Origin of the sequence: Streptomyces humicola (genome assembly GCF_024436035.1) — a bacterium.
GTDB lineage: Bacteria > Actinomycetota > Actinomycetes > Streptomycetales > Streptomycetaceae > Streptantibioticus_B > Streptantibioticus_B humicola.
In genome coordinates this window covers 21,980-41,400 of the sequence record NZ_JANFNG010000007.1, presented here as the reverse complement: position 1 = coordinate 41,400, position 19,421 = coordinate 21,980, and the positions used below count along the sequence as shown (strand labels likewise).

Sequence of the window (19,421 nt, the reverse complement as noted above, 5' to 3'; positions counted from 1 at the left end):
GCGGCGCCGGGTCGGCGTCGCCGGACTCAGCCGGTGGGGTGGGCTGTACGGTCATCGGCTGCTCCCACTGGTGATGCTCCGACCGCGGGCTCGGTGGCCTGGCCGGTCACCGACTGGAGTTGGTACGGAACGCTGGCGACGATGACGCGGCGCTGGAACAGCAGACGGCTCTTCAGGCGCAATGCGGACTGGTTGTGCAGCAGTTGCTCCCACCAGTGGCCGAGCACGTACTCCGGGATGTAGACGGTGACCATGTCGTTCGGGTTCTCCGTCCGCAGCCGCTTGACGTAGTCGACCACGGGCCGGGTGATCTCCCGGTACGGGGAGGCGATCACGGTGAGCGGGACCGAGATGTCCCGGTCGTCCCACTGCTGTTTGAGGGACGCGGTCTCCGGGTCGTCCAGGTCGACGGTGACCGCCTCCAAGCGGCTGGGGCGCGTGGCCTTCGCGTAGCCGAGTGCGCGCAGCGTGGGCAGGTGCAGCTTGGAGACGAGCACGATCGCGTGGATGTTGGACGGTGTCGTGAACTTGAAGTCGGCCGGCGGGGTCAGTTCCTTGGCCACCTGTGCGTAGTGGCGTTGGATGCCGCGCATCAGCAGCCAGATCAGCGGCATGGCGACGCACACGATCCACGCGCCCTTGGCGAACTTCGTCGTCAGCACGATCACCAGCACGGAACCGGTGAACCCGGCGCCGATCGCGTTGATCACCCGGGAGCGCATCATGTGGCGGCGTGCCGCGGGGTCGGTGGTGGTGCGCAGCAGACGGTTCCAGTGGCGGATCATGCCGGTCTGGCTGCAGACGAAGGAGACGAACACGCCGACGATGTACAGCTGGATCAGCCGGGTCGGGGACGCCTGGAACGTCACCACGAGCAGGATCGCGAAACCGGCCAGCAGCAGAATGCCGTTGGAGTACGCCAGCCGGTCACCGCGGGTGTGCAGCTGCCGAGGCAGGTAGCCGTCCTTGGCGAGGATCGAGGCCAGCACCGGGAAGCCGTTGAACGCGGTGTTCGCGGCGAGGACCAGGATCAGTGCGGTGACGAACTGCAGGATGAAGAAGAACGGCGAACTGCCGCCGAACACCGATCGGGCGACCTGCGCGATCACGGTGCGCGGGGTCTGACCTGCCGGGAGGCCGACCAGATCGGACGGGTCGGCGGCGTGCACGTGTCCCGCGAGAGCCAGCGCGGTGACGCCGGCGAACATCGACACCGCGATCGCGCCGAGCAGGGCCAGTGTGGTGGCGGCGTTCTTGCTCTTCGGCTTCTTGAACGCGGGAACGCCGTTGCTGATCGCCTCCACACCGGTCAGCGCGGTGCAGCCGGAGGCGAAGGCGCGCAACAGCAGGAATATCAGTGCCAGTCCGCCGAAGGTGCCGGTGGCCTTGATGTGGTAGTTCGCGCTCTCCGCGACGATGTGGTGGCCGGTGGCGATCTTGAAGATGCCCCAAAGGATCATCGTGGCGACCGCCGCGATGAAGCAGTATGTGGGCACCGCGAACGCCGCGCCGGATTCCCGCACGCCGCGCAGGTTCATCAGCGTGATCACCGCGATCACCACCACGGCGATCAACACGACGTGCGCGTTGAGGGCCGGGAGCGCCGATGCCAGGTTCGCGACGCCGGAGGAGACCGACACGGCCACGGTCAGCACGTAGTCGACCATCAGCGCGCTCGCCACCGTCAACCCGACCTTCGGTCCGAGGTTGGTCGTGGCGACCTCGTAGTCACCGCCGCCGGAGGGGTAGGCGTGCACGTTCTGCCGGTACGAGGCGACGACCACGAGCATCAGCAGCCCGACCGCGGCGGCGATGTACCAGGTGAAGTGGAAGAACGCGAGGCCGCCTGCCGAGAGGACCAGCAGGATCTCCTCTGTGGCGTACGCGACCGACGACAGGGCGTCGGACGCGAAGACCGGCAGAGCGATTTTTTTGGACAGGGTGGCTTCAGAGAGCTTCTCGCTGTGCACTGGCGGACCCACGAGAACCCGCTTGAACAGCCCCATCGTCGACGGCATGCCCGGCATCGTATGCCCCGGCCTGCAACGAGGGCGAGGGCCCCCGAGGACTTCCGATTCCGCAGTTCACCGGCGCTCACGGCGACGATCCGAATGAAGAGGTGGGCCAGGGATACGTGGTGCGAATGGTCGGCCGTGGCCTGATGCTGCCCGAAGCGGCTGGTCCGGGACACGGGGAAGGAACCTGGCTGCACCGGCGGGGCCGTGGGAGCTTCGTCACAGATCTTCCCCTGGCACACCGGCCCTCGAAGCCTGCTTCGGGCGCCGTCGCCGTGTCCGGGCTGACTCGCAGCGACAGGCGAAGTGGGCCCCGGTCGAGCCGGCGTGCGCCGTCAAGCACGGTTGCGTAGCGTTCCCTCCCATCGAGTTGTCCACGGTGGAGCAGGCAGTCGCCCCTGCGCCGCCCCTAGCGTCTGGGGACCATCACCAGGCGAGGGGCTCAGACATGGACTGGCTCATCCGGGACTATCGCGAGGACGACCTCGCGACCGTCGTCCATCTCATCGACACCACTGCCGAGCTCGGCCAGGAGTCGGTCTTCTCCCTCGCCGAGTGCATCAGCGCGCTGACCTCCCGCCAGCCTGCGGTCGTCGCCGTACACAGAGGTGCGCCCATCGGCTCGGCGCTCGCATGCCTGGCGGGCGAGCGGGCCTGGGTGATGCGCATCGCCATCGAACCGGCCTGGCGCGGGCGTGGCCTGGCCAGCGCGCTGCTGATGGAGCTCGAACGGCGCCTGGTCGCGGCCCGCGTGCGGCGCATCGCCTACGTGCTGCCGGCGGACGAGCTGCTCGGCGAGGGCCTGAGCAACGCGGGCTACACGCGGCGGCCCGCGGTGGCGTACTACGAGAAGGACGAGCCGCCGACCGGTCCCATGGCCGACTACCTCGAAGAGCTCGGCGGCCGGTGGCTGCCGGGCCACCTGTGGGCCGATGTGGCCGGCATGAAGGCGGAGAAGGACCTGATCGAACGCCGCGTTGTCATGCCGCTCGCCGAACCGGAGCGAGCTGCCCGGCACGGGGTGCGCCCGCCCAGGGCCATCACCCTTTTCGGCCCGCCCGGCACCGGAAAGACGACCTTCGCGCGGGCCATCGCCTCCCGCCTCGGCTGGCCCTTCGTCGAACTGCTCCCCTCACGCCTCGCGGACGAAGGCAACCTCGCCACCGCGTTGCGCAGCGCTTTCGCGCGGATCGCCGAGCTCGAACGCGTCCTGGTCTTCATCGACGAGGTGGAGGAGATCGCTCCCGTCCGCGGCGAAGGAACCCCTCCCGGTATGCACGGGGTCACCAACGAACTGCTCAAACTCATCCCGGGCTTCCGGGAACGGGACGAGCGGCTGCTGGTCTGCGCCACCAACTCGATCCGCTCGCTCGATCCCGCCTTTCTCCGCCCCGGCCGCTTCGACTACCTGATCCCGATCGGCACACCCGACGCGGAGGCCCGATCCGCGATCTGGTCCCGTTACACCGGCGGCCGCACCGAGGTCGACCTGGACGCCCTGGTCGCCGCGAGCGAGCTGCTCACGCCGGCCGACATCGAGCACGCCGCCCGCATCGCCGCGCAGTCGGCGTTCGAACGCGACCTCGCCCAGCCCGGCCCCGTACCCGAACGCCAGGACGGCGCGACCACGGACGACTACCTCACCGCGCTGAAGCAATGCCGGCCCACCGTCACCTCCGGCATGGTCGACGAATTCATCGCGGACATCTCTTCGCACGCCCGCATATAACGCTCCCTTCTCGCGGACGGCGCACTGCTCGGGTGGCGGGGCGGCCGGTCCGGCGGGCGCCGGGGGCACAGACGATCAGCACGCGGAAGGACTCCCGACCTCATCCGGGCCGGGAACTCCGGGAGGCTGTCGGGCCGCTCCCGCCAGACCTCATCCTGATGCAGACTTGAAGTTGTTGCAAGTCATTCGCAATAGTGGCTCCAGATGATCACCCGGCACCCGAAAGGCTTCCCCTCATGAGCCAGTACGCCCTGCCGGACCTGCCCTACGACTACGCCGCGCTGGAACCGGCGATCACCGGGCAGATCCTGGAGCTGCATCACGCCAAGCACCACGCCGCCTACGTCAAGGGCGCCAACGACACCCTCGAACAGCTCGCCGAGGCCCGCGAGAAGGAGCAGTACGGCAACTTGGTCGGCCTGGAGAAGACCTACGCCTTCAACCTCTCCGGCCACGTCCTGCACTCGATCTTCTGGCAGAACCTCTCCCCCCACGGCGGGGACCGCCCCGATGGCGCCCTGGCCGACGCCATCGACGACCACCTCGGCGGCTTCGAGGCGTTCAAGCGGCAACTCTCCCTTGCCACGTCGACCGTGCAGGGCTCCGGGTGGGGTGTGCTCGCCTGGGAACCGCTCGGCCGCCGCCTGGTCGTCGAGCAGGTCTACGACCATCACGGCAACGTCGGTCAGGGCACCACCCCGCTGCTGGTCTTCGACGCGTGGGAGCACGCGTACTACCTGCAGTACAAGAACGTCCGCCCCGACTACGTCACCAAACTGTGGGACTTGGTCGACTGGGAAGACGTGGCCGCCCGCTACTCCGCCGCGGCCGACGCTTCCTGACCAGCGGTAGCCAACTCCCCTTCGCCACAGGCACTTGGGCGGCGCCGCCGGCACCAGCAGATCGGCCACCGATGCGGTCGGCGGCGACCACCGAGAGGACGGTGAGACCGAGAGCGCCGCCGATCCGACGGGAGGTGTTGACCAGGCCGGAGACCAGGCCCGCCCCGGAGGGCGCGGCACCGGAGATGGCGGCCGCGGCAGCGGGGTCGTCGCGGCGGGCCGGTCAGCAGCCGGTCGTCGGATACGAGCGCGGCGACACGCTGGAAGCCGTCGCCGAACTGCGGTGGCCGGGCCGGGATTTGGTGTCACGCACGGACACCCCCGGCGGTGACGCCTTCCGGACACGCGTTGGTAACGTCCCGGTTCAGCCGTCTAGGCCGTACCGACTGGTCGGTACTACCCTCTGCTCACACCGCCGGACCAGGCACAAGCGCACAAGCGCGGGACGCCCACGGTTCCGGCGCTCCGGAGGAGGCCGTATGTCCACCATCCCGCCCTCGGTCGACGACGCCGGCTCAATGCCCGACCCCCGCGCCACCATCCCCTCACTCGCCACCCGGCTGTTCCGCCGCGACCTGGCGCATTACCCCGACGCAGGACGACGCTACGCGTATCTGGCCATCGTGGTCATAACCACCGTCGTTCTGTACTACGAGCTCTACGTCCAGTACGCGGTCGCCACATCGATCATCACGCACTTCCACATGACCTACCGGTACTTCGTGTGGGTGTCCGTCATCGGCAACGCCGTGGGGGCGTTCGCTTCCCTGGTGGCCGGGCTCGCCGATCGCTGGGGCCGGGCCAACATGGTGGTCTACGGGCTTCTCGTCACCGGTGTGCTGGTGCTCTTCGCCCTGCCCAGCGCTCCCGACAAGACCGTCTTCCTCGTCTCCTTCGCGGCCGTCTGCTTCGTCGAGGGGATCGTTCTGGTGGCCACCCCGGCTCTGATCCGCGACTTCTCACCGCAGCTCGGCCGGGCCACCGCCATGGGGTACTGGACCATGGGCCCGGTCATCGGCAGCCTGGTCGTCACCACCGTCACCAGCAGCACGCTGTCGTCCTCCAGTTGGCAGGACGAGCTGCGCTACGCCGGCCTCACGGGCCTGATCGTGTTCGTCGTCGCCCTCTTCGGGCTGCACGAGCTCTCCCCCCGACTGCGCGACCAGATCATGGTCAGCATCCGCGACCGGGCTCTGATCGAGGCACGGGCCACAGGCATCCACCCCGAGCGCTCGTCGCACGGCGGCTGGCGGCAGATGCTCCACCTCGACGTCGTCGGCTCCGCCTTCGCCGTCAGCGTCTTCCTCCTGCTCTACTTCGCCGCAGTAGGCAACTTCGTCGTCTACTTCGCCACCACCTTCGGCTACAGCGAACAGCGCACCAACGCTCTGGCCAACTGGTACTGGGCCGCCAACGCCATCTCCCTGGTGGCTGCCGGGTTGTTCTCCGACTTCCTCAAGGTCCGCAAGCCATTCATGATCGTCGGCGCACTCGGGTCGATCGCGGTCACCTCCGCCTTCGCCGTCAGCGCGACCCGTCCCAACACCGGCTACTACACGTTCGCTTGGCTATTCGTCGGCATCGGAGCGCTGGCCGGCCTCGCCTACGCACCGTGGATGGCGAGCTTCACCGAGACCGTCGAGAAGCACAACCCGGCTGCTACGGCCACCGGCCTTGCCGTGTGGGGGTGGATCATCCGCGTGGTGGTCGCTGTCTCCGCGGCCTTCGTCCCGGCGGTGGTGACCTCCGTGACTCCGTTGGTCGACCACGGCGCCGAGGTCGCGGCCGCTCAGGCGCGGGCCGAACCGGCACTGTCCATCATCAACGCGCACCCGCGGCTCTTCGCCGAACTCGCAGGATACCCACGGACGACGGTGCCTCCGGCGCTCGCCGCGCAGGCGCTGCACCAGGTGGGGCCTGCCGGTCTCGCCGTCGTGCAGAAGGCGCAGCCGCAGCTCGCGCTCCTGCAGAAGTACGGCCCGCAGGTGCAGAAGGCCGCAGCCGAAGGGCCGGGGCAGTGGCAGACCTGGTGGTGGGTCACCGTGGGCGGCCAAGCGGTGTTCGTGCCCTTTGTTTTCATCATGGCCGGGCGCTGGAGCCCGAAGAAGGCCCGAGAGGACGCCGAGGAACACCGGCGCAGCGTCGACCGCGCACTGGCATCCCTGGCGGCCGACAGAGCCTGACGATGCGTCGGGCAGCGGCGCCGGGAACCGCTCGGCGCCGCAGGCGAAGAAGCCGGGCGGTGATCAGTCGACCGGCTTCTCCCAGACCGAGACGTGCCGACGGCTCTCGCTCGTGAAGGGCTGCCGTGTCCATCCGTCCCAGCGCTCGCGCAAGCGCATCCCCGCGAGCTGGGCCATCAGGTCGAGTTCCGACGGCCACACATACCGGAAGGGGATCGATCGGTACGTGCCGTGCCCGTCTGCGACCTCGACGTAGTTCGAACTCATCGCCTGGGTGGCGACGTCGTAGACATCGAACGCCCACCGCGCCGGGCTCACATGGAACGGCACGACATTCTGGCCGGCAGGCAGCTTCCGCAGTTCGGGGACCGTGACCTCGGCGACGAAGCAGCCACCGGGTTCGAGGTGAGACGCGACGTTGCGGAAACAGGCCACTTGTGCTGCCTGCGTCGTCAGATTCATGATCGTGTTGAAGACCAGATACGCGACGGAGAACGTCCCGTCCGCCTTCGTCGTCGCGAAGTCTCCGATCGTCACGCCGATGGCGTCGCCGCCCGGCTTGGCGCGCAGCCGGGCAACCATCGCCCGCGACAGATCGATGCCGTGGACCGGGACTGCGCGACGTGCCAGCGGCAAAGCGATACGACCCGTCCCGATGCCCAGCTCAAGGGCCCGGCCGCGGCCGGCCAGGCCCTCCAGTACGTCGACCGCCGGGTCCACGACGCTCGGCTCGAACATGTCTGCTGACGACTCGTCATACCTGGCCGCAACGAGCTCCCCGAAGTAGCCGTCCTCGTCGTCCATCGCCCGACCGTACTGCGAAGGTCCGGCGCGGAGCACGCGATTTTCCGCTCAGCTGTTCACTCAGCCGCGGTACGCGTCAGGCAATCGCCCCAGAGCGCGGCGAGCTGCGAGGGGATCTGCGGGATGGCCGCACAGCCGCGGGAGCCGGCAGGAAAGCCGTCGCTGTTCACGAAGGTCCAGGAACCGTGCATGGGGGCGGAGAAGTACTTCATCGCGGCGCCGTCGTCCTGCAGCGCTACCTGTTCGGCGTAGGTCGCGCCGCTGGTGAGCGTGAAACGGGTGGCGGCGTAGAGGACCTGGCCGCAACGACCGTAGTAGAAGGTGCCCTTGACAGGGGTGATGTGGACGAGGTTCGGCTGCGCCTGGTGGCCGTACGCACTGGTGACGGCCTGCTTGACGCTGTCCGGGACGGCCAGTGACGTACAGGAGCCCGTGCCGGCCCGGGCGGGAGACGGTGAGGCCGTCGTCGGGATGCCGGAGGACGGTCGGGACGGCGCGGTGCCGGAGGAGGACGGCGCCAGTTTCGGCGTCGCGCTCACGTGAACTGGGGACGTGCATCCGGCGGCAAGAGCGCCGGCAGCCAGGACCACGGCCACGTGCATCAGGGAACGTCTCGTGGAACATCTGGTGGACCATCTGGGAAGTCTCATGCCAACCGACCTTCTGGTATCCGATGGGGCCTTCTTGAACAGGACACGCCCGGACCATCAGGTCGGTTGCCACCAGGTCGGTTGCATTTGCCGCAACGTTCCCCCCACGCACAGTTCCACCCACTGGTTCCCGCAGGCGAACTCTCAGGCCGAGGACTCCGAGGACTCCGAGGACGGCGAGGACGGCGAGGACGGCGAAGGCTTGCGGGCCAGCAGGTAGGCCTGCGGAACCTTCTCCGACGCATCGGGTTCTCGTACAAGACGGGCCTGCACCACGAACCCGGTCCGGCTCAGCAGCTCGGCGACGCCCTCGGGCTGCAGCCGGTTGAAGTCGAGCGCCACCGGATGGCCGAACGGCTGTGCCAGGTGCAGGGGTTCGTCGCCGACCTGGAAGGCGAGGAGCAGATGGCCACCCGCGGCCAGCAGCCGATGGAACTCGGCGAAGACGGCCGGCAGCCGCCCCGGTGGGGTGTGGATGACGGAGTACCAGGCGACGACGCCGGCAAGGGCACCGTCCGCCAGGCCCAGGTCGGTCATCGAGCCCACCTCGAACCGAACTCCCGGATGCTCCCGCCTCGCCAGAGCAACCATCTCCGGCGACAGATCGATGCCGAAGACCTCCAGCCCGAGCGAGCGCAGGTGCGCCGTCACACGGCCGGGGCCGCAGCCGAGATCGGCGACCGGGCCCGCACTGCTGTCGCCTCCGGCGCGCACGAGTTCGGCGAACGCGGCGAGCATGGCACGCCCCAGCGGCTTGGCTTCGAGCTCGGCACGGAAGCGCTCGGCGTAGTCGGCGGCGATCGCGTCGTAGAACGTCCGGGTGGTGCGCAGGAGGGCAGCGTCGGTCATGGCCGACGACACTAGTACGCAGAACCGATGACGACGGTGGCGTTCAATTCCTCGCAGCGGGCCACTCGCGGGATCAGGCCGCTTCCGGCGATCGTCCCGACGGCCTGCCCCGCCTGGCGCTCGCTCGTCTCGATCAGCAAGTGACCGCCCGGCGACAGCCAATGCGGCGCCTCGGCGGTCACCCGCCGCAGGATGTCGAGGCCGTCCGCGCCACCGTCGAGCGCGACGCGCGGCTCGTGCACGCGCGCCTCCGCAGGCAGCAGGGACACCGCTTCGGTAGGTACGTAGGGCACGTTGGCGACGAGCACGTCGACACGGCCGCGCAGCGCAGCGGGCAACGGCTGGTAGAGGTCGCCCTCGTAGACGTGTTCGCCCACCGCGGCTACGTTGCGACGAGCGCACCGCACCGCTGCGGGATCGATGTCGACGGCGTACAGCACGGCCGGCCGCTCCAGGGCCGCGACCAGCGCTGCGCCCACCGCGCCGGAGCCGCAGCACAGGTCGACGACGACAGCTTGCGCCGCCGGGCCGCCCGCCGGGGCGAGCGCGGCGGCCTCGCGGACGAGGAACTCGCTACGACGGCGCGGTACGAACACGCCGGGATCCACAGCGATCCGCAGACCGCAGAACTCCGCCCAGCCCAGCACATGTTCCAGCGGCAGACCCGCGACGCGCCGGTCCACCATGGCGGCGAGTTCGGTCGGCGTCCGCGCCGTGGAGACGATCAACTCCGCCTCGTCCTCGGCGAAGACGCAACCGGCGGCGCGGAGTCTGGTGACGATGCTTGACGACGAAGAAGACGACGAAGACGACGAAGACGAAGACGAAGACGACGAAGACGACGAGGAAGAGGAAGAGGAAGACGAAGGGGACACGAGAGCCTTTCGGGGCGACGAAGGGCGCTCTCGGTCGCCTATGCCGGTTGTACGGCGGCGCCGTGAGGTGAGAGCACCCGGCCTGACATGGCGGTAATGGGGCCCACCTCCTCGAACGTCATATCCAATCCATACCTGGAGCTCGCAACATTACCCCAGACGTCCCGTGAGCTGCCCCACAATCCCCTATGCCGGTCTTCTGAAAATGAAAACCAATTCTGTACACTTTATCGGCATGAGCTCGGTGAACGAGGTGAACGGCGAGGTGAACGGCGGTACGCGGCGGCTGCGCGTGGCGGTCGTCGCCGGGCTGTGCCCCGGCGCCCGGCGCGCCGCCGTCGGGGAGATCCTGCGCACCGTGCCCGGCACCGTCGTCCTGCACCACGACCTGGCGGCCGCCGTGGCGCAGGGCGCGGTGCGCCGCACACTGCGCGACGCGAACGGCCCGCTCACCAGCGGCGACGCTCCCCTCGTCGACGGCTCCGCCGACCGGGCGATGCGCGACGACCTCGTCCCCCAACTGCTCGACCTCGCCGGGACCGGCGCCTACCGCCTCGCCGTCGTCGAGCTGTGGGACTCCGTCGACCCGCGGCCCATAGCCGCACGCCTCGCGGAATGCCCCACGGTGGAGCTGACGGGGGTGGCCACCGCCGTCGATCCGGCCCTCGTCCTGCCGTCCCTGCGAGCGCCCCGACAGGGCGGCGACGGCCTGGCCGCCGCCTTCACGCGGCAGATCGAATACCCCACCGTCATCGCCCTCGCCGAAGGCGAGCACCGCGCGAGCGAGGCCGACCACGCCCTGCTGGCCCAACTCACCCCCGCCGCACGCCACTTCACCCTCGGCACCCCCGGCACCCCCGGCACCCCCGGCACCCCCGGCACCCCCGGCACCCCCGGCACAGGATCATTCGGACCCGCCCTGCTTGCTGGATTCGACGCCACGGCAGCCTCCGCCCGCCTTCACCCGGCCACCGCCTTGCTGCCCCAGGAGGCCTCAGCACACGGGGTCACCACCCTCGTCTGGCGCCACCGCCGTCCCTTCCACCCGGGACGGCTCCGCGCCGCGCAAGAGGAGCTGGCCCGCGCCGCCGTCCGCAGCCGCGGGCGCTGCTGGGTCGCCGACCGTCCCCACGCCATGCTCTCGTGGGATGCCGCAGGCGGAGAACTCCGCCTCGACGAGGTCGGCCCGTGGCTCGCCGCACTGCCCGACACACCTTCTGCCTGGGAGGCCGTCCCCGCCGAACACCGCGCCGCCGCCGCCCTCGACTGGCACCCCGTCCTCGGCGACCGCCGCCAGCAGCTCACCTTCACCTCGCCCGGCCTCGACCGCGACGCGCTCCTCGACCTGCTCGACTCCTGCCTGCTCACCGACGCCGAGTACGCGCAGTACACGGCCGGCCGCGCCGCCGAGGCGCACGTCCGCTGAACGCGCGGGAACGTCACGCAGGTGCGATCACGCCTCTTCGAGCCTGCCGCCGTAAGCGCACAGCCCCCAGGTCGCGACCACGTCGAGCGCGATGATCACCAGCGACCAGAACGGGTACGCAGGGTCCCACCCCGTGCCCCGACCGGGCGCCGACAACCGCTCCTCCGCTCCTCCGCTCCTCCGCGCCCCGGGGGCTCAGGTGCGCGGCGGCAGCGGCAAGGGCAGCCCCGGCAGACCGTCGATGCTGGTGCCGTTGTGCTCCTTGGCGGCGCAGTACGCGGCGAACTCCTCGTCCGTCTTGCGGCCGAAGTACTCGGCGTGCAGCGGCCGCTCGCCCCGGTAGTCCATGAACGGGACGGCGAAGCCGCAGCTGTCGCTGACCCGCTCCGCGGCGACGAGGACGATCACGCGCACCCCGGGGGCGTCGGCCTCGCCGAAGTGCGGGAGGAGCTCCGCAAAGCGCGGGTCGTCCCGGAAGACCGGCTCGCCGCGCCCATGCACCCGGACGACGGTGGGCGGGCCGTCGAAGGCGCACCACATCAGGGTGATGCGCCCGTTCTCCCGCAGATGGGCGATGGTCTCCGCGTGGCTGCCGCCGAAGTCCAGATACGCCAGCCGCCGCTCGTCGAGCACGGTGAGCGTGCCCGCCCGGCCCTTCGGCGACAGATTGACGTGGCCGTCCCCGTCGAGCGGAGCCGTGCCAACGAAGAAGACCGGCTGACGCTCGATGAAGGACCGCAGCCGGCCGTCGATGCGTTCGTATAGCTTCCCCATACAGTCATTGGAACAGGTTCCGCCCGCGGTGAGCCCACCATTTCAGCCGGTGGACAGCACTGGCGGCACCGACGGCGCCCACGCCACCGCGAGTGCGCCGCGACCGCCCGGCGATAGGGTGGGTATTCGTACGACAACCATCGGACAAGACCGGGCAAGGAGACGCGCGCCATGAGCACCCGCACCGCAGTGGTCACCGGAGCGAGCAGCGGCATCGGGGCGGCCACGGCCCGCAGGCTCGCCGCCGCCGGCTACCGCGTGGTGCTCACCGCGCGCCGCAAGGAGCGCATCGAGGCGCTCGCCGCGGAGCTGACGGCGGCGGGGCTCACGGCCGAGCCGCATGCGCTCGACGTCACCGACCGCGCCGCCGTCGACGCGTTCGCCGCGGGCCTCGACCGCTGCGACGTCGTGGTCAACAACGCGGGCGGTGCGATCGGCGCCGACCCCGTCGCCACCTCCGACCCGGCCGACTGGCGGGCGATGTACGAGGTGAACGTCCTCGGCGTGCTCAACGTCACCCAGGCGCTGCTGCCCGCGCTGCGCGCGAGCGGAGACGGCACGATCGTCGTCCTGTCCTCCACCGCCGGCCACGCCACTTACGAGGGCGGCGGAGGCTACGTCGCCGCCAAGCACGGCGCCCACGTCATCGCCGAGACCCTCCGCCTCGAACTGTGCGGCGAACCGGTGCGCGTCATCGAGATCGCGCCCGGCATGGTCAAGACCGAGGAGTTCGCCAAGACCCGTTTCGCGGGCGACGAGGCGAAGGCCGCCGCCGTCTACGCGGGCGTCGCCCAGCCGCTCACGGCGGACGACATCGCCGACACAGTGGAATGGGCGGTCACCCGCCCCTCCCACGTCAACATCGACCTCCTCGTCGTCCGCCCTCGCGCCCAGGCCTCCAACTCCAAGGTCCACCGCGAGAACTGACGCAGCGCCCTCGCGTACGAATCGGGTAGGCGACCGCGGCTGGGACGGACGTCAGACCACGGAGCGGCGCCCGAACCAGGCCGGCGTGCCCAGGGCCGCGGCCATCATGGCGCCGAGCCGGGTTGTCAGCCCTTGACGCACACGACCTGCTTCAGCTTGGCCACGACCTCCACCAGGTCCCGCTGCTGGTCGATGACCTTCTCGATCGGCTTGTAGGCGCCCGGGATCTCGTCCACCACACCGGAGTCCTTGCGGCACTCCACGCCCCGCGTCTGCTCCTCCAGGTCGCGCGCGGTGAAACGCCGCTTCGCCGCGTTGCGGCTCATCCTCCTCCCCGCACCGTGCGAGGCCGAGTTGAACGACGCCGCATTGCCCAGACCGCGCACGATGTACGAGCCCGTCCCCATCGAGCCGGGAATGATCCCATAGTCTCCGGAGCCCGCACGGATCGCGCCCTTGCGGGTCACGAGCAGGTCCATGCCCTCGCACTGCTCCTCGCTCACGTAGTTGTGGTGACAGGAGATCACGTCGTCGAAGGTGACCTTCGCCTTCCTGAACTCCTTGCGCAGCACGTCCTGGAAGAGCGCCATCATGATCGCGCGGTTGCGCCTGGCGTACTCCTGCGCCCAGAACAGATCGCGGCGGTACGCCGCCATCTGCGGGGTGTCGGAGACGAAGACGGCCAGGTCACGGTCGATCAGGCCCTGGTTGTGCGGGAGTTTCCGGGCCTCGCCGATGTGGTACTCGGCAAGCTCCTTGCCAATGTTGCGCGATCCCGAGTGCAGCATGAGCCAGACCGCGCCCGACTCGTCGAGACACACCTCGATGAAGTGGTTGCCGGAACCGAGCGTGCCCATCTGCTTGGCGGCGCGCTCCTCGCGGGGCCTGACCGGCTCGGCGAGTTCGCCGAATGCGCTCCAGAAGCAGTCCCAGTCGGCAGTGGGGACGCCGTGCAGGCGGCGCGGGTCCACCGGGTCGTCGTGCATGCCGCGGCCGACCGGGATGGCCTGCTCGATGCGCGAGCGCAGCCGGGAGAGGTCGCCGGGGAGGTCGTTCGCGGTCAACGATGTCCTCACCGCACTCATCCCGCAGCCGATGTCGACGCCGACTGCCGCCGGGCACACCGCGCCGTGCATCGCGATCACCGAGCCGACCGTGGCTCCCTTGCCGTAGTGCACATCCGGCATCACGGCCAGGCCCTTGATCCACGGCAGCGACGAGACGTTGCGCAGCTGCTGCATCGCGACGTCCTCGACGGTGGACGGATCCGTCCACATCCTGATCGGCACCCGGATGCCGGGTACCTCTGTGTAACTCATCGTCTCCCCCGAGCCTTGGCATTAAGGACCACCAAGGCGGCAAAAGCATGCTGATTTCCAACGAACATGCGCAGAGCGGAATAGAGGGCGAAGCAGCTCATTCACCACATCGAACCGGCGGCAACGCCAAGGTCTGCGATAGACATTGTGTTCACCGACCGCCCGTGGGCGGCAACGGATTTTGACGGCGAACGGGGCGAGCGGAAGGGGCCAGGTAGTGCAGCCAAGGGGAGCCACGTCCCGGCCGGTGCTCAGCGGCGCCCTCGCGGGCGTGCTGTCGCTTGCCGCCATCGCCTCGCTCGCGTCCTGCTCGGGCTCGGGCGGTTCCGGCTCCACCTCGGGCAGCGCGAACACCAGCAGCCGCAGCGACACCGCCCCGGCCGCCCCGCCCGGCAAGTACCAGACGCTTCCCGAGCCGTGCGGCAGCGTCGACAGCCAGACGCTGCACGCGTTGCTGCCCAGCTCACAGAATTACGCCGGCACAGCCACGCTCACCTACGACCCCGACCGGCGCGTCGGGTGCCAGTGGAACGGTACGGTGCCGGGCGGCACCCGCTACCTCAGCGTCGATTTCGAGCGTGTCGTCTCGTACGACCCGACGGTCAGCGACGACGACAAGGCGGCCCAGGTCTACGAGCAGATGGCACAGGCCGCGCACATCCCCGGCGCGGACCCGAGCGCATCGCCCAGCACGTCGTCCAGCCCGTCGGCATCGCCCAGCTCATCGGCGTCGGCACCGGCTTCCGCGTCCGCCTCACCCACGCTCACTGCGACGTCGACCCCCTCCGCCTCCTTCTCCGCCGCGCCCAGCGACAGCGCCGAGGCGAGCGACACCACTCCGCGGCGGGTCGGCGGCATCGGTGACGCCGCGTATCTGAATGACGCGCTCACGACGATGGATTCGGCCGTGCACCGTGATGTCACGGTCGTGTTCCGGATCGCCAACGTCCTCGTCACCGTGAAGTTTTCACAGTGGTCGAACGACAAAACGGTCATTCCGCCGAGTGCAGACCTTCAACTGGGCACCTTCGGACTGGCGCAGCAGCTCGCCCGGAGCTTCAACAGCTGAGGCGGCGGCGAGGCAGCGGCTGAGGCAGCAGCCGCCCCGCCCCGCAGCCGCCGCTGTGGCCGAAGCCTCATCCGCATCGAGGCTCTCCGCATAGGGGCATTGCGGCAAAGAACGTATTGTGGGCCCTTACGTCCGCGAACGACGGAAGGACCCATGCACAGACAAGCCCCGCGCCTCGCTCTTCTCCTCGCCTCCGCAACCGTGCCGGTGATGCTCGTGGCCGGCTGCTCCTCGGGATCAGGCTCGTCGAACGGCGCGCAGAGCGGGTCCGGCGGCGCAGCCGCGTCGTCATCCGCCGATGCGTCGCCGAGCCTGGCGCCGGCGAAGTATGCGAAGGTGCCCGACCCCTGCAAGGCGATCAACCAGAACACCGTCAAGTCGATGGTCCCGAGCGTGAAGGACGCGGGCGGGCAGCCCGTGGCCTCCGAGGACGCCAACGACCGCGGCGGCTGCTCGTGGACGGGGCTCGACGGCTACCAGTACCGCTACCTCGACGACTCGTTCCAGCGCTTCGACTCCGCCCCCGGCGGCGGCTCCGCGGAGGAGCAGGCCGCGTCCGCTCTGCAGACGGCCGTGCAGAACGCCGCAAAGGCCGCGGGCGCCAAGACCACGCAGGCGAGCGGCGTCGGCGACGAGGCGACCCTGATCACCTGGGACGCAAACAAGAGCAATACGGACTATCACTACGCGACCGTGGTGGCCCGTACCTCCAACGTCATCGTGACGGTGGACTTCAGCGGCGCCGGCCTCGAAGGCGACAACAAGCCCAAGGCCGACCAGATGAACACCGACGCACAGCAGGCCGCCAAGGATGCCATCGCATCGGTGCAGGCCACGGTGGCCGGCAAGTGACTGCTGTGTAACCCCTGCCGTGCCCTGCGCACCTGGCTCGCGTTGGTATGACAAGCTGGCGCGGCCAGTTGCCGAGGGCGGGAGGAACCGCCGGGATGTCCGCGATACGAATGGGCCGTGCGCACCGCATATTGGCCGGAGTCGTCGTCACCGGCGCGGTGGTCATCGCCGCGATCGGCTTCGCCGGGTCGTATGCGGCGGTGCGCACGCTCGCGCTGCGGGAAGGTTTCGGCTGGTTCGCGAACGTCTTCCCGATCGGGATCGACGCGGGAATCGTCGTCCTGCTCGCGCTCGACCTGCTGCTGACCTGGTTCCGCATCCCGTTCCCGCTGCTGCGGCACACCGCGTGGCTGCTCACTGCGGCGACCATCGCCTTCAACGGCGCCGCCGCGTGGCCGGATCCGCTCGGTGTCGGCATGCACGCCGTGATCCCGATCCTGTTCGTGGTCACTGTCGAGGCCGCGCGCCACGCCATCGGGCGAATCGCGGACATCACCGCGGACCGGCACATGGAGTCGGTGCGCATCGCGCGCTGGCTGCTGGCGTTCCCGTCCACCTTCCGGCTGTGGCGCCGGATGAAGCTGTGGGAGCTGCGCTCCTACGACGAGGTGATCCGGCTCGAGCAGGACCGGCTCGTCTACCAGGCGCGCCTGCGCGCGAGGTACGGGCGCGGCTGGCGGCGCAGGGCGCCGGTGGAGTCGCTGATGCCGCTGCGGCTCGCACGGTACGGGGTACCGCTCGCCGAGACCGGTCCGGCCGGTCTCGCGGCCGCCGGGATCGCTCCCGACCGGGCCCTCGAAGCCGCGCCGGCTCCGGCACCCGCGCCCGCGCCGGGCCCCGAGCCGGTGCACGAGGCGGTCCCCGAACCGCCGCAGCCCGTAAGGGAACGGGTACGGGAGCCGGAGCCGCAGCAGGAGCCCGTCCCGGAGCCGGAACCCGCGCCCGCGCCCCCAGCACCCCAGCCGCCCGAACCTGCCGTCACCGTCCCCGTGGGCCCGGGACGCCGCCGTGCGCTCGTGCCTCCCGCGCCCCCGCAGCCCGAGCCTGAGGGGCCTCTCCTGCCGGACGGCGTCACCCTCGACGACGCGCTCTACAGCGCGTACAACACCTACGTCTCCGACCACGGCACGGCGCCCAACGCCCGCCAGCTCGCGCTGTATCTGGTGGACGGTTACGGCATAACGGCCGAGAGCGGAGGCCCGCTCACCGAGCAGTACCTCCGCCCTCACCTGCGCGAGCTCCACGAGCGCTACCGCCTGGAGATGGAGCAGGTCGGATGACTCGGGTCGGGTGACTCAGCTCGCGCCGAGCAACTCCCGCACCTTGTCCGCGCCCACGGCGAGCAGAAGCGTGGGCAGCCGCGGACCGGTGTCACGGCCGACGAGCAGCTTGTAGAGCAGGGCGAAGAACGACCGCTGCGCCACCTTCAGCTCCGGAGTCGGCTTGGCGTCGGCCGCCATGCCGGCCTGGAGCTTCGGCACGGCGTAGACGAGCGTCGTCAGCCCGTCGAGCGACCAGTGCTCCTCCAGCCCGTCGACGAGGAGTTTGAGCGCCTCGCGGTCGGCGTCGCCGAGCGTGGCGAGCGTCTCGCGGTCGGGCTCGGTGCGCACCTGGGTGCGCTGCTCCGGCTCGACATGGGTGGTGACCCACGCCTCGGCCTTGCCCAGCCGCGGCTGCAACTCGTCGAGCGAGTCGATCGGGTCGTCGATGGTGAAGTCGCGCAGGATCCGCAGCGTCTGCTCCTCGTGGCCGGTGGTGATGTCCACCACCGATGCGAGGGTGCGGAACGGCAGCTTGCGCGGCGTCGTCGGCAGCTCGCCCGACGCCGTGCGGGCGGCGCGCGAGTGGATCGCGACGTCGACCGGCGCCGCCGTGCCGGCCTCGATCTTGCGCTCCAGCGCGTCCCACTCGTCGTAGGTGCGGCTGATCTCCTGATCGAAGGAGATGTTGAACGCCTGGTTGGGGCGGCGCCGCGCGTACAGCCAGCGCAGCAGCTGCGGCTCCATGATCCGCAGCGCGTCCTCGGCGGTCGGCACGCCGCCCTTGGAGCTGCTCATCTTGGCCATGCCGCTGATGCCGACGAACGCGTACATCGGGCCGATCGGCGGCTCGGCGCCGAAGATCTCCCGCACCAGTTGCTGGCCGACCATGAACGACGAGCCGGGCGACTGATGGTCGACGCCGGACGGCTCGAACATCACGCCCTTGTAGGCCCAGCGCATCGGCCAGTCGACCTTCCAGACCAGCTTGCCGCGGTTGAACTCGCTGAGCCGGACGGTCTCGCAGTGCCCGCACACGCAGGTGTACGTCAGCTCGGTGGTCTCCTCGTCGTACGAGGTGACGGTGGTCAGGTCGCGGTCGCACACGGAGCAGTACGGCTTGTACGGGTAGTAATCGGCCGCAACGCCGGTCTCCTCGTCGTCCTGCACCTCCGTCGTCTTCTTCTTGGTGCGGTAACGGCCGAGGACGGAGTCGATGTGCCTGCGCTCGCGCATCGCGTGGAGGATGCTGTCGCGGTAGGTGCCCGAGGTGTACTCGTGCGTCTGGCTGATCTCGGTCACCTCAACGCCGAGCGTGGCGAGCGCGGCCCGGAACGGCGCCTTGAAGTGTTCCGACCAGCTGTCGTACTCGCTGCCCGCGGGCGCCGGGACCGAGGTCAGCGGCTTGCCGATGTGCTCGCAGTACGCGGGGTCGTATCCGGCCGGGACCTTGCGGTACCGGTCGAAGTCGTCCCACGACAGGATGTGCTCGCACGGCACACCGCGGCGCTTGATCTCGTCGGCGACCAGGTGCGGGACCATGATCTCGCGCAGATTGCCCAGGTGGATGGGCCCGGACGGGCTGATGCCCGAGGCGCAGATGATTTTCTCGCCGGGAGCCCGACGCTCGGCTTCCGCGATGACGTCATCGGCGAAACGGGCGACCCAGTCGGCCTCGGTGCTGCCAGCCACAGTCTCTGGTCCCTTCCTGCGCTTGCTGTCGCTCTGATTGCTGTCCCGCGTCGATTGTCCCATCTCCCGAGGGCGGCCTGTCGCCGTGGAATACTCAGGAGCGATTGAGACGCCATACGTGCGACGATGCGACCCATAACCGACCCCGACCAACCC

Annotated in this window: 18 protein-coding genes and 1 pseudogene; 9 read left to right on the top strand and 10 right to left on the bottom strand. The window is 69.7% G+C overall.

Annotated elements, in window-relative coordinates:
* Positions 1–26: 26 nt before the first annotated feature.
* Positions 27–2,018, bottom strand: coding sequence for an APC family permease (locus NGB36_RS11665; protein WP_255920140.1), 1,992 nt, complete (start codon positions 2,016–2,018; stop codon positions 27–29).
* A 445-nt stretch (positions 2,019–2,463) separates the two neighbouring features.
* On the opposite strand from NGB36_RS11665, the gene NGB36_RS11660 reads away from it, so the two are divergent.
* Both NGB36_RS11660 and NGB36_RS11655 read left to right on the top strand, forming a co-directional pair.
* Positions 2,464–3,744, top strand: a complete 1,281-nt coding sequence (locus NGB36_RS11660; protein ID WP_255920139.1) for an ATP-binding protein — start codon at positions 2,464–2,466, stop codon at positions 3,742–3,744.
* 236 nt (positions 3,745–3,980) lie between these two features.
* Positions 3,981–4,586 (top strand): superoxide dismutase, encoded by a 606-nt coding sequence (locus tag NGB36_RS11655; protein WP_255920138.1) that lies wholly within the window; start codon positions 3,981–3,983, stop codon positions 4,584–4,586.
* On the opposite strand, the pseudogene NGB36_RS33770 reads toward NGB36_RS11655, so the two are convergent.
* Positions 4,513–4,791: pseudogene (locus NGB36_RS33770) on the bottom strand (MFS transporter); the annotation flags it as partial. The gene NGB36_RS11655 and the pseudogene NGB36_RS33770 overlap by 74 nt on opposite strands.
* Before the next feature lie 274 nt (positions 4,792–5,065).
* On the opposite strand from NGB36_RS33770, the gene NGB36_RS11650 reads away from it, so the two are divergent.
* Positions 5,066–6,769 (top strand): MFS transporter, encoded by a 1,704-nt coding sequence (locus NGB36_RS11650; protein ID WP_255920137.1) that lies wholly within the window; start codon positions 5,066–5,068, stop codon positions 6,767–6,769.
* 63 nt (positions 6,770–6,832) lie between these two features.
* Here NGB36_RS11650 and NGB36_RS11645 read toward each other — a convergent pair whose 3' ends face one another.
* From NGB36_RS11645 to NGB36_RS11630, 4 genes are all read right to left on the bottom strand, one after another.
* Positions 6,833–7,573, bottom strand: a complete 741-nt coding sequence (locus NGB36_RS11645) for a class I SAM-dependent DNA methyltransferase (RefSeq protein WP_255920136.1) — start codon at positions 7,571–7,573, stop codon at positions 6,833–6,835.
* A 56-nt stretch (positions 7,574–7,629) separates the two neighbouring features.
* Entirely contained in the window at positions 7,630–8,112 is a 483-nt protein-coding gene (locus NGB36_RS11640; protein ID WP_255920135.1) for a hypothetical protein, read from the bottom strand.
* A gap of 255 nt (positions 8,113–8,367) precedes the next feature.
* Positions 8,368–9,072 (bottom strand): class I SAM-dependent DNA methyltransferase, encoded by a 705-nt coding sequence (locus tag NGB36_RS11635; RefSeq protein WP_255920134.1) that lies wholly within the window; start codon positions 9,070–9,072, stop codon positions 8,368–8,370.
* Positions 9,073–9,083: 11 nt separating this feature from the next.
* Positions 9,084–9,854, bottom strand: a complete 771-nt coding sequence (locus tag NGB36_RS11630) for a putative protein N(5)-glutamine methyltransferase (protein ID WP_255920317.1) — start codon at positions 9,852–9,854, stop codon at positions 9,084–9,086.
* On the opposite strand from NGB36_RS11630, the gene NGB36_RS11625 reads away from it, so the two are divergent.
* Together NGB36_RS11625 and NGB36_RS11620 are read left to right on the top strand one after the other, a co-directional pair.
* Entirely contained in the window at positions 9,847–10,044 is a 198-nt protein-coding gene (locus NGB36_RS11625) for a hypothetical protein (RefSeq protein WP_255920334.1), read from the top strand. The genes NGB36_RS11630 and NGB36_RS11625 overlap by 8 nt on opposite strands.
* 138 nt (positions 10,045–10,182) lie before the next feature.
* Positions 10,183–11,373: a GTP-binding protein gene (locus NGB36_RS11620; RefSeq protein WP_255920133.1), complete on the top strand. Its 1,191-nt coding sequence runs from the start codon at positions 10,183–10,185 to the stop codon at positions 11,371–11,373.
* A gap of 27 nt (positions 11,374–11,400) precedes the next feature.
* Here the strand turns inward: NGB36_RS11620 and NGB36_RS11615 are convergent, their stop codons facing one another.
* Both NGB36_RS11615 and NGB36_RS11610 read right to left on the bottom strand, forming a co-directional pair.
* On the bottom strand, positions 11,401–11,529 hold the full coding sequence (locus NGB36_RS11615; RefSeq protein WP_255920132.1) for a DUF7144 family membrane protein: 129 nt from the start codon (positions 11,527–11,529) through the stop codon (positions 11,401–11,403).
* Between the two features lie 39 nt (positions 11,530–11,568).
* Positions 11,569–12,147: a pyridoxamine 5'-phosphate oxidase family protein gene (locus tag NGB36_RS11610; protein ID WP_255920131.1), complete on the bottom strand. Its 579-nt coding sequence runs from the start codon at positions 12,145–12,147 to the stop codon at positions 11,569–11,571.
* A gap of 171 nt (positions 12,148–12,318) precedes the next feature.
* Here NGB36_RS11610 and NGB36_RS11605 point away from each other — a divergent pair, with 171 nt between their 5' ends.
* Positions 12,319–13,074, top strand: a complete 756-nt coding sequence (locus NGB36_RS11605) for an SDR family NAD(P)-dependent oxidoreductase (protein ID WP_255920130.1) — start codon at positions 12,319–12,321, stop codon at positions 13,072–13,074.
* A 125-nt stretch (positions 13,075–13,199) separates the two neighbouring features.
* Here NGB36_RS11605 and NGB36_RS11600 read toward each other — a convergent pair whose 3' ends face one another.
* Positions 13,200–14,393 carry an RtcB family protein gene (locus tag NGB36_RS11600; RefSeq protein ID WP_255920129.1) on the bottom strand — a complete coding sequence of 398 codons (1,194 nt, stop codon included), beginning with the start codon at positions 14,391–14,393 and terminating at the stop codon, positions 13,200–13,202.
* A 217-nt stretch (positions 14,394–14,610) separates the two neighbouring features.
* Here NGB36_RS11600 and NGB36_RS11595 point away from each other — a divergent pair, with 217 nt between their 5' ends.
* From NGB36_RS11595 to NGB36_RS11585, 3 genes are all read left to right on the top strand, one after another.
* Positions 14,611–15,462 (top strand): hypothetical protein, encoded by an 852-nt coding sequence (locus tag NGB36_RS11595; RefSeq protein ID WP_255920128.1) that lies wholly within the window; start codon positions 14,611–14,613, stop codon positions 15,460–15,462.
* Positions 15,463–15,615: 153 nt separating this feature from the next.
* Positions 15,616–16,314: a DUF3558 domain-containing protein gene (locus NGB36_RS11590; RefSeq protein ID WP_255920127.1), complete on the top strand. Its 699-nt coding sequence runs from the start codon at positions 15,616–15,618 to the stop codon at positions 16,312–16,314.
* Between the two features lie 95 nt (positions 16,315–16,409).
* Positions 16,410–17,594, top strand: a complete 1,185-nt coding sequence (locus NGB36_RS11585; protein WP_255920126.1) for a DUF2637 domain-containing protein — start codon at positions 16,410–16,412, stop codon at positions 17,592–17,594.
* 15 nt (positions 17,595–17,609) lie between these two features.
* Here the strand turns inward: NGB36_RS11585 and lysS are convergent, their stop codons facing one another.
* Positions 17,610–19,265, bottom strand: a complete 1,656-nt coding sequence (gene lysS / locus NGB36_RS11580; protein WP_255920125.1) for a lysine--tRNA ligase — start codon at positions 19,263–19,265, stop codon at positions 17,610–17,612.
* Positions 19,266–19,421 lie beyond the last annotated feature (156 nt).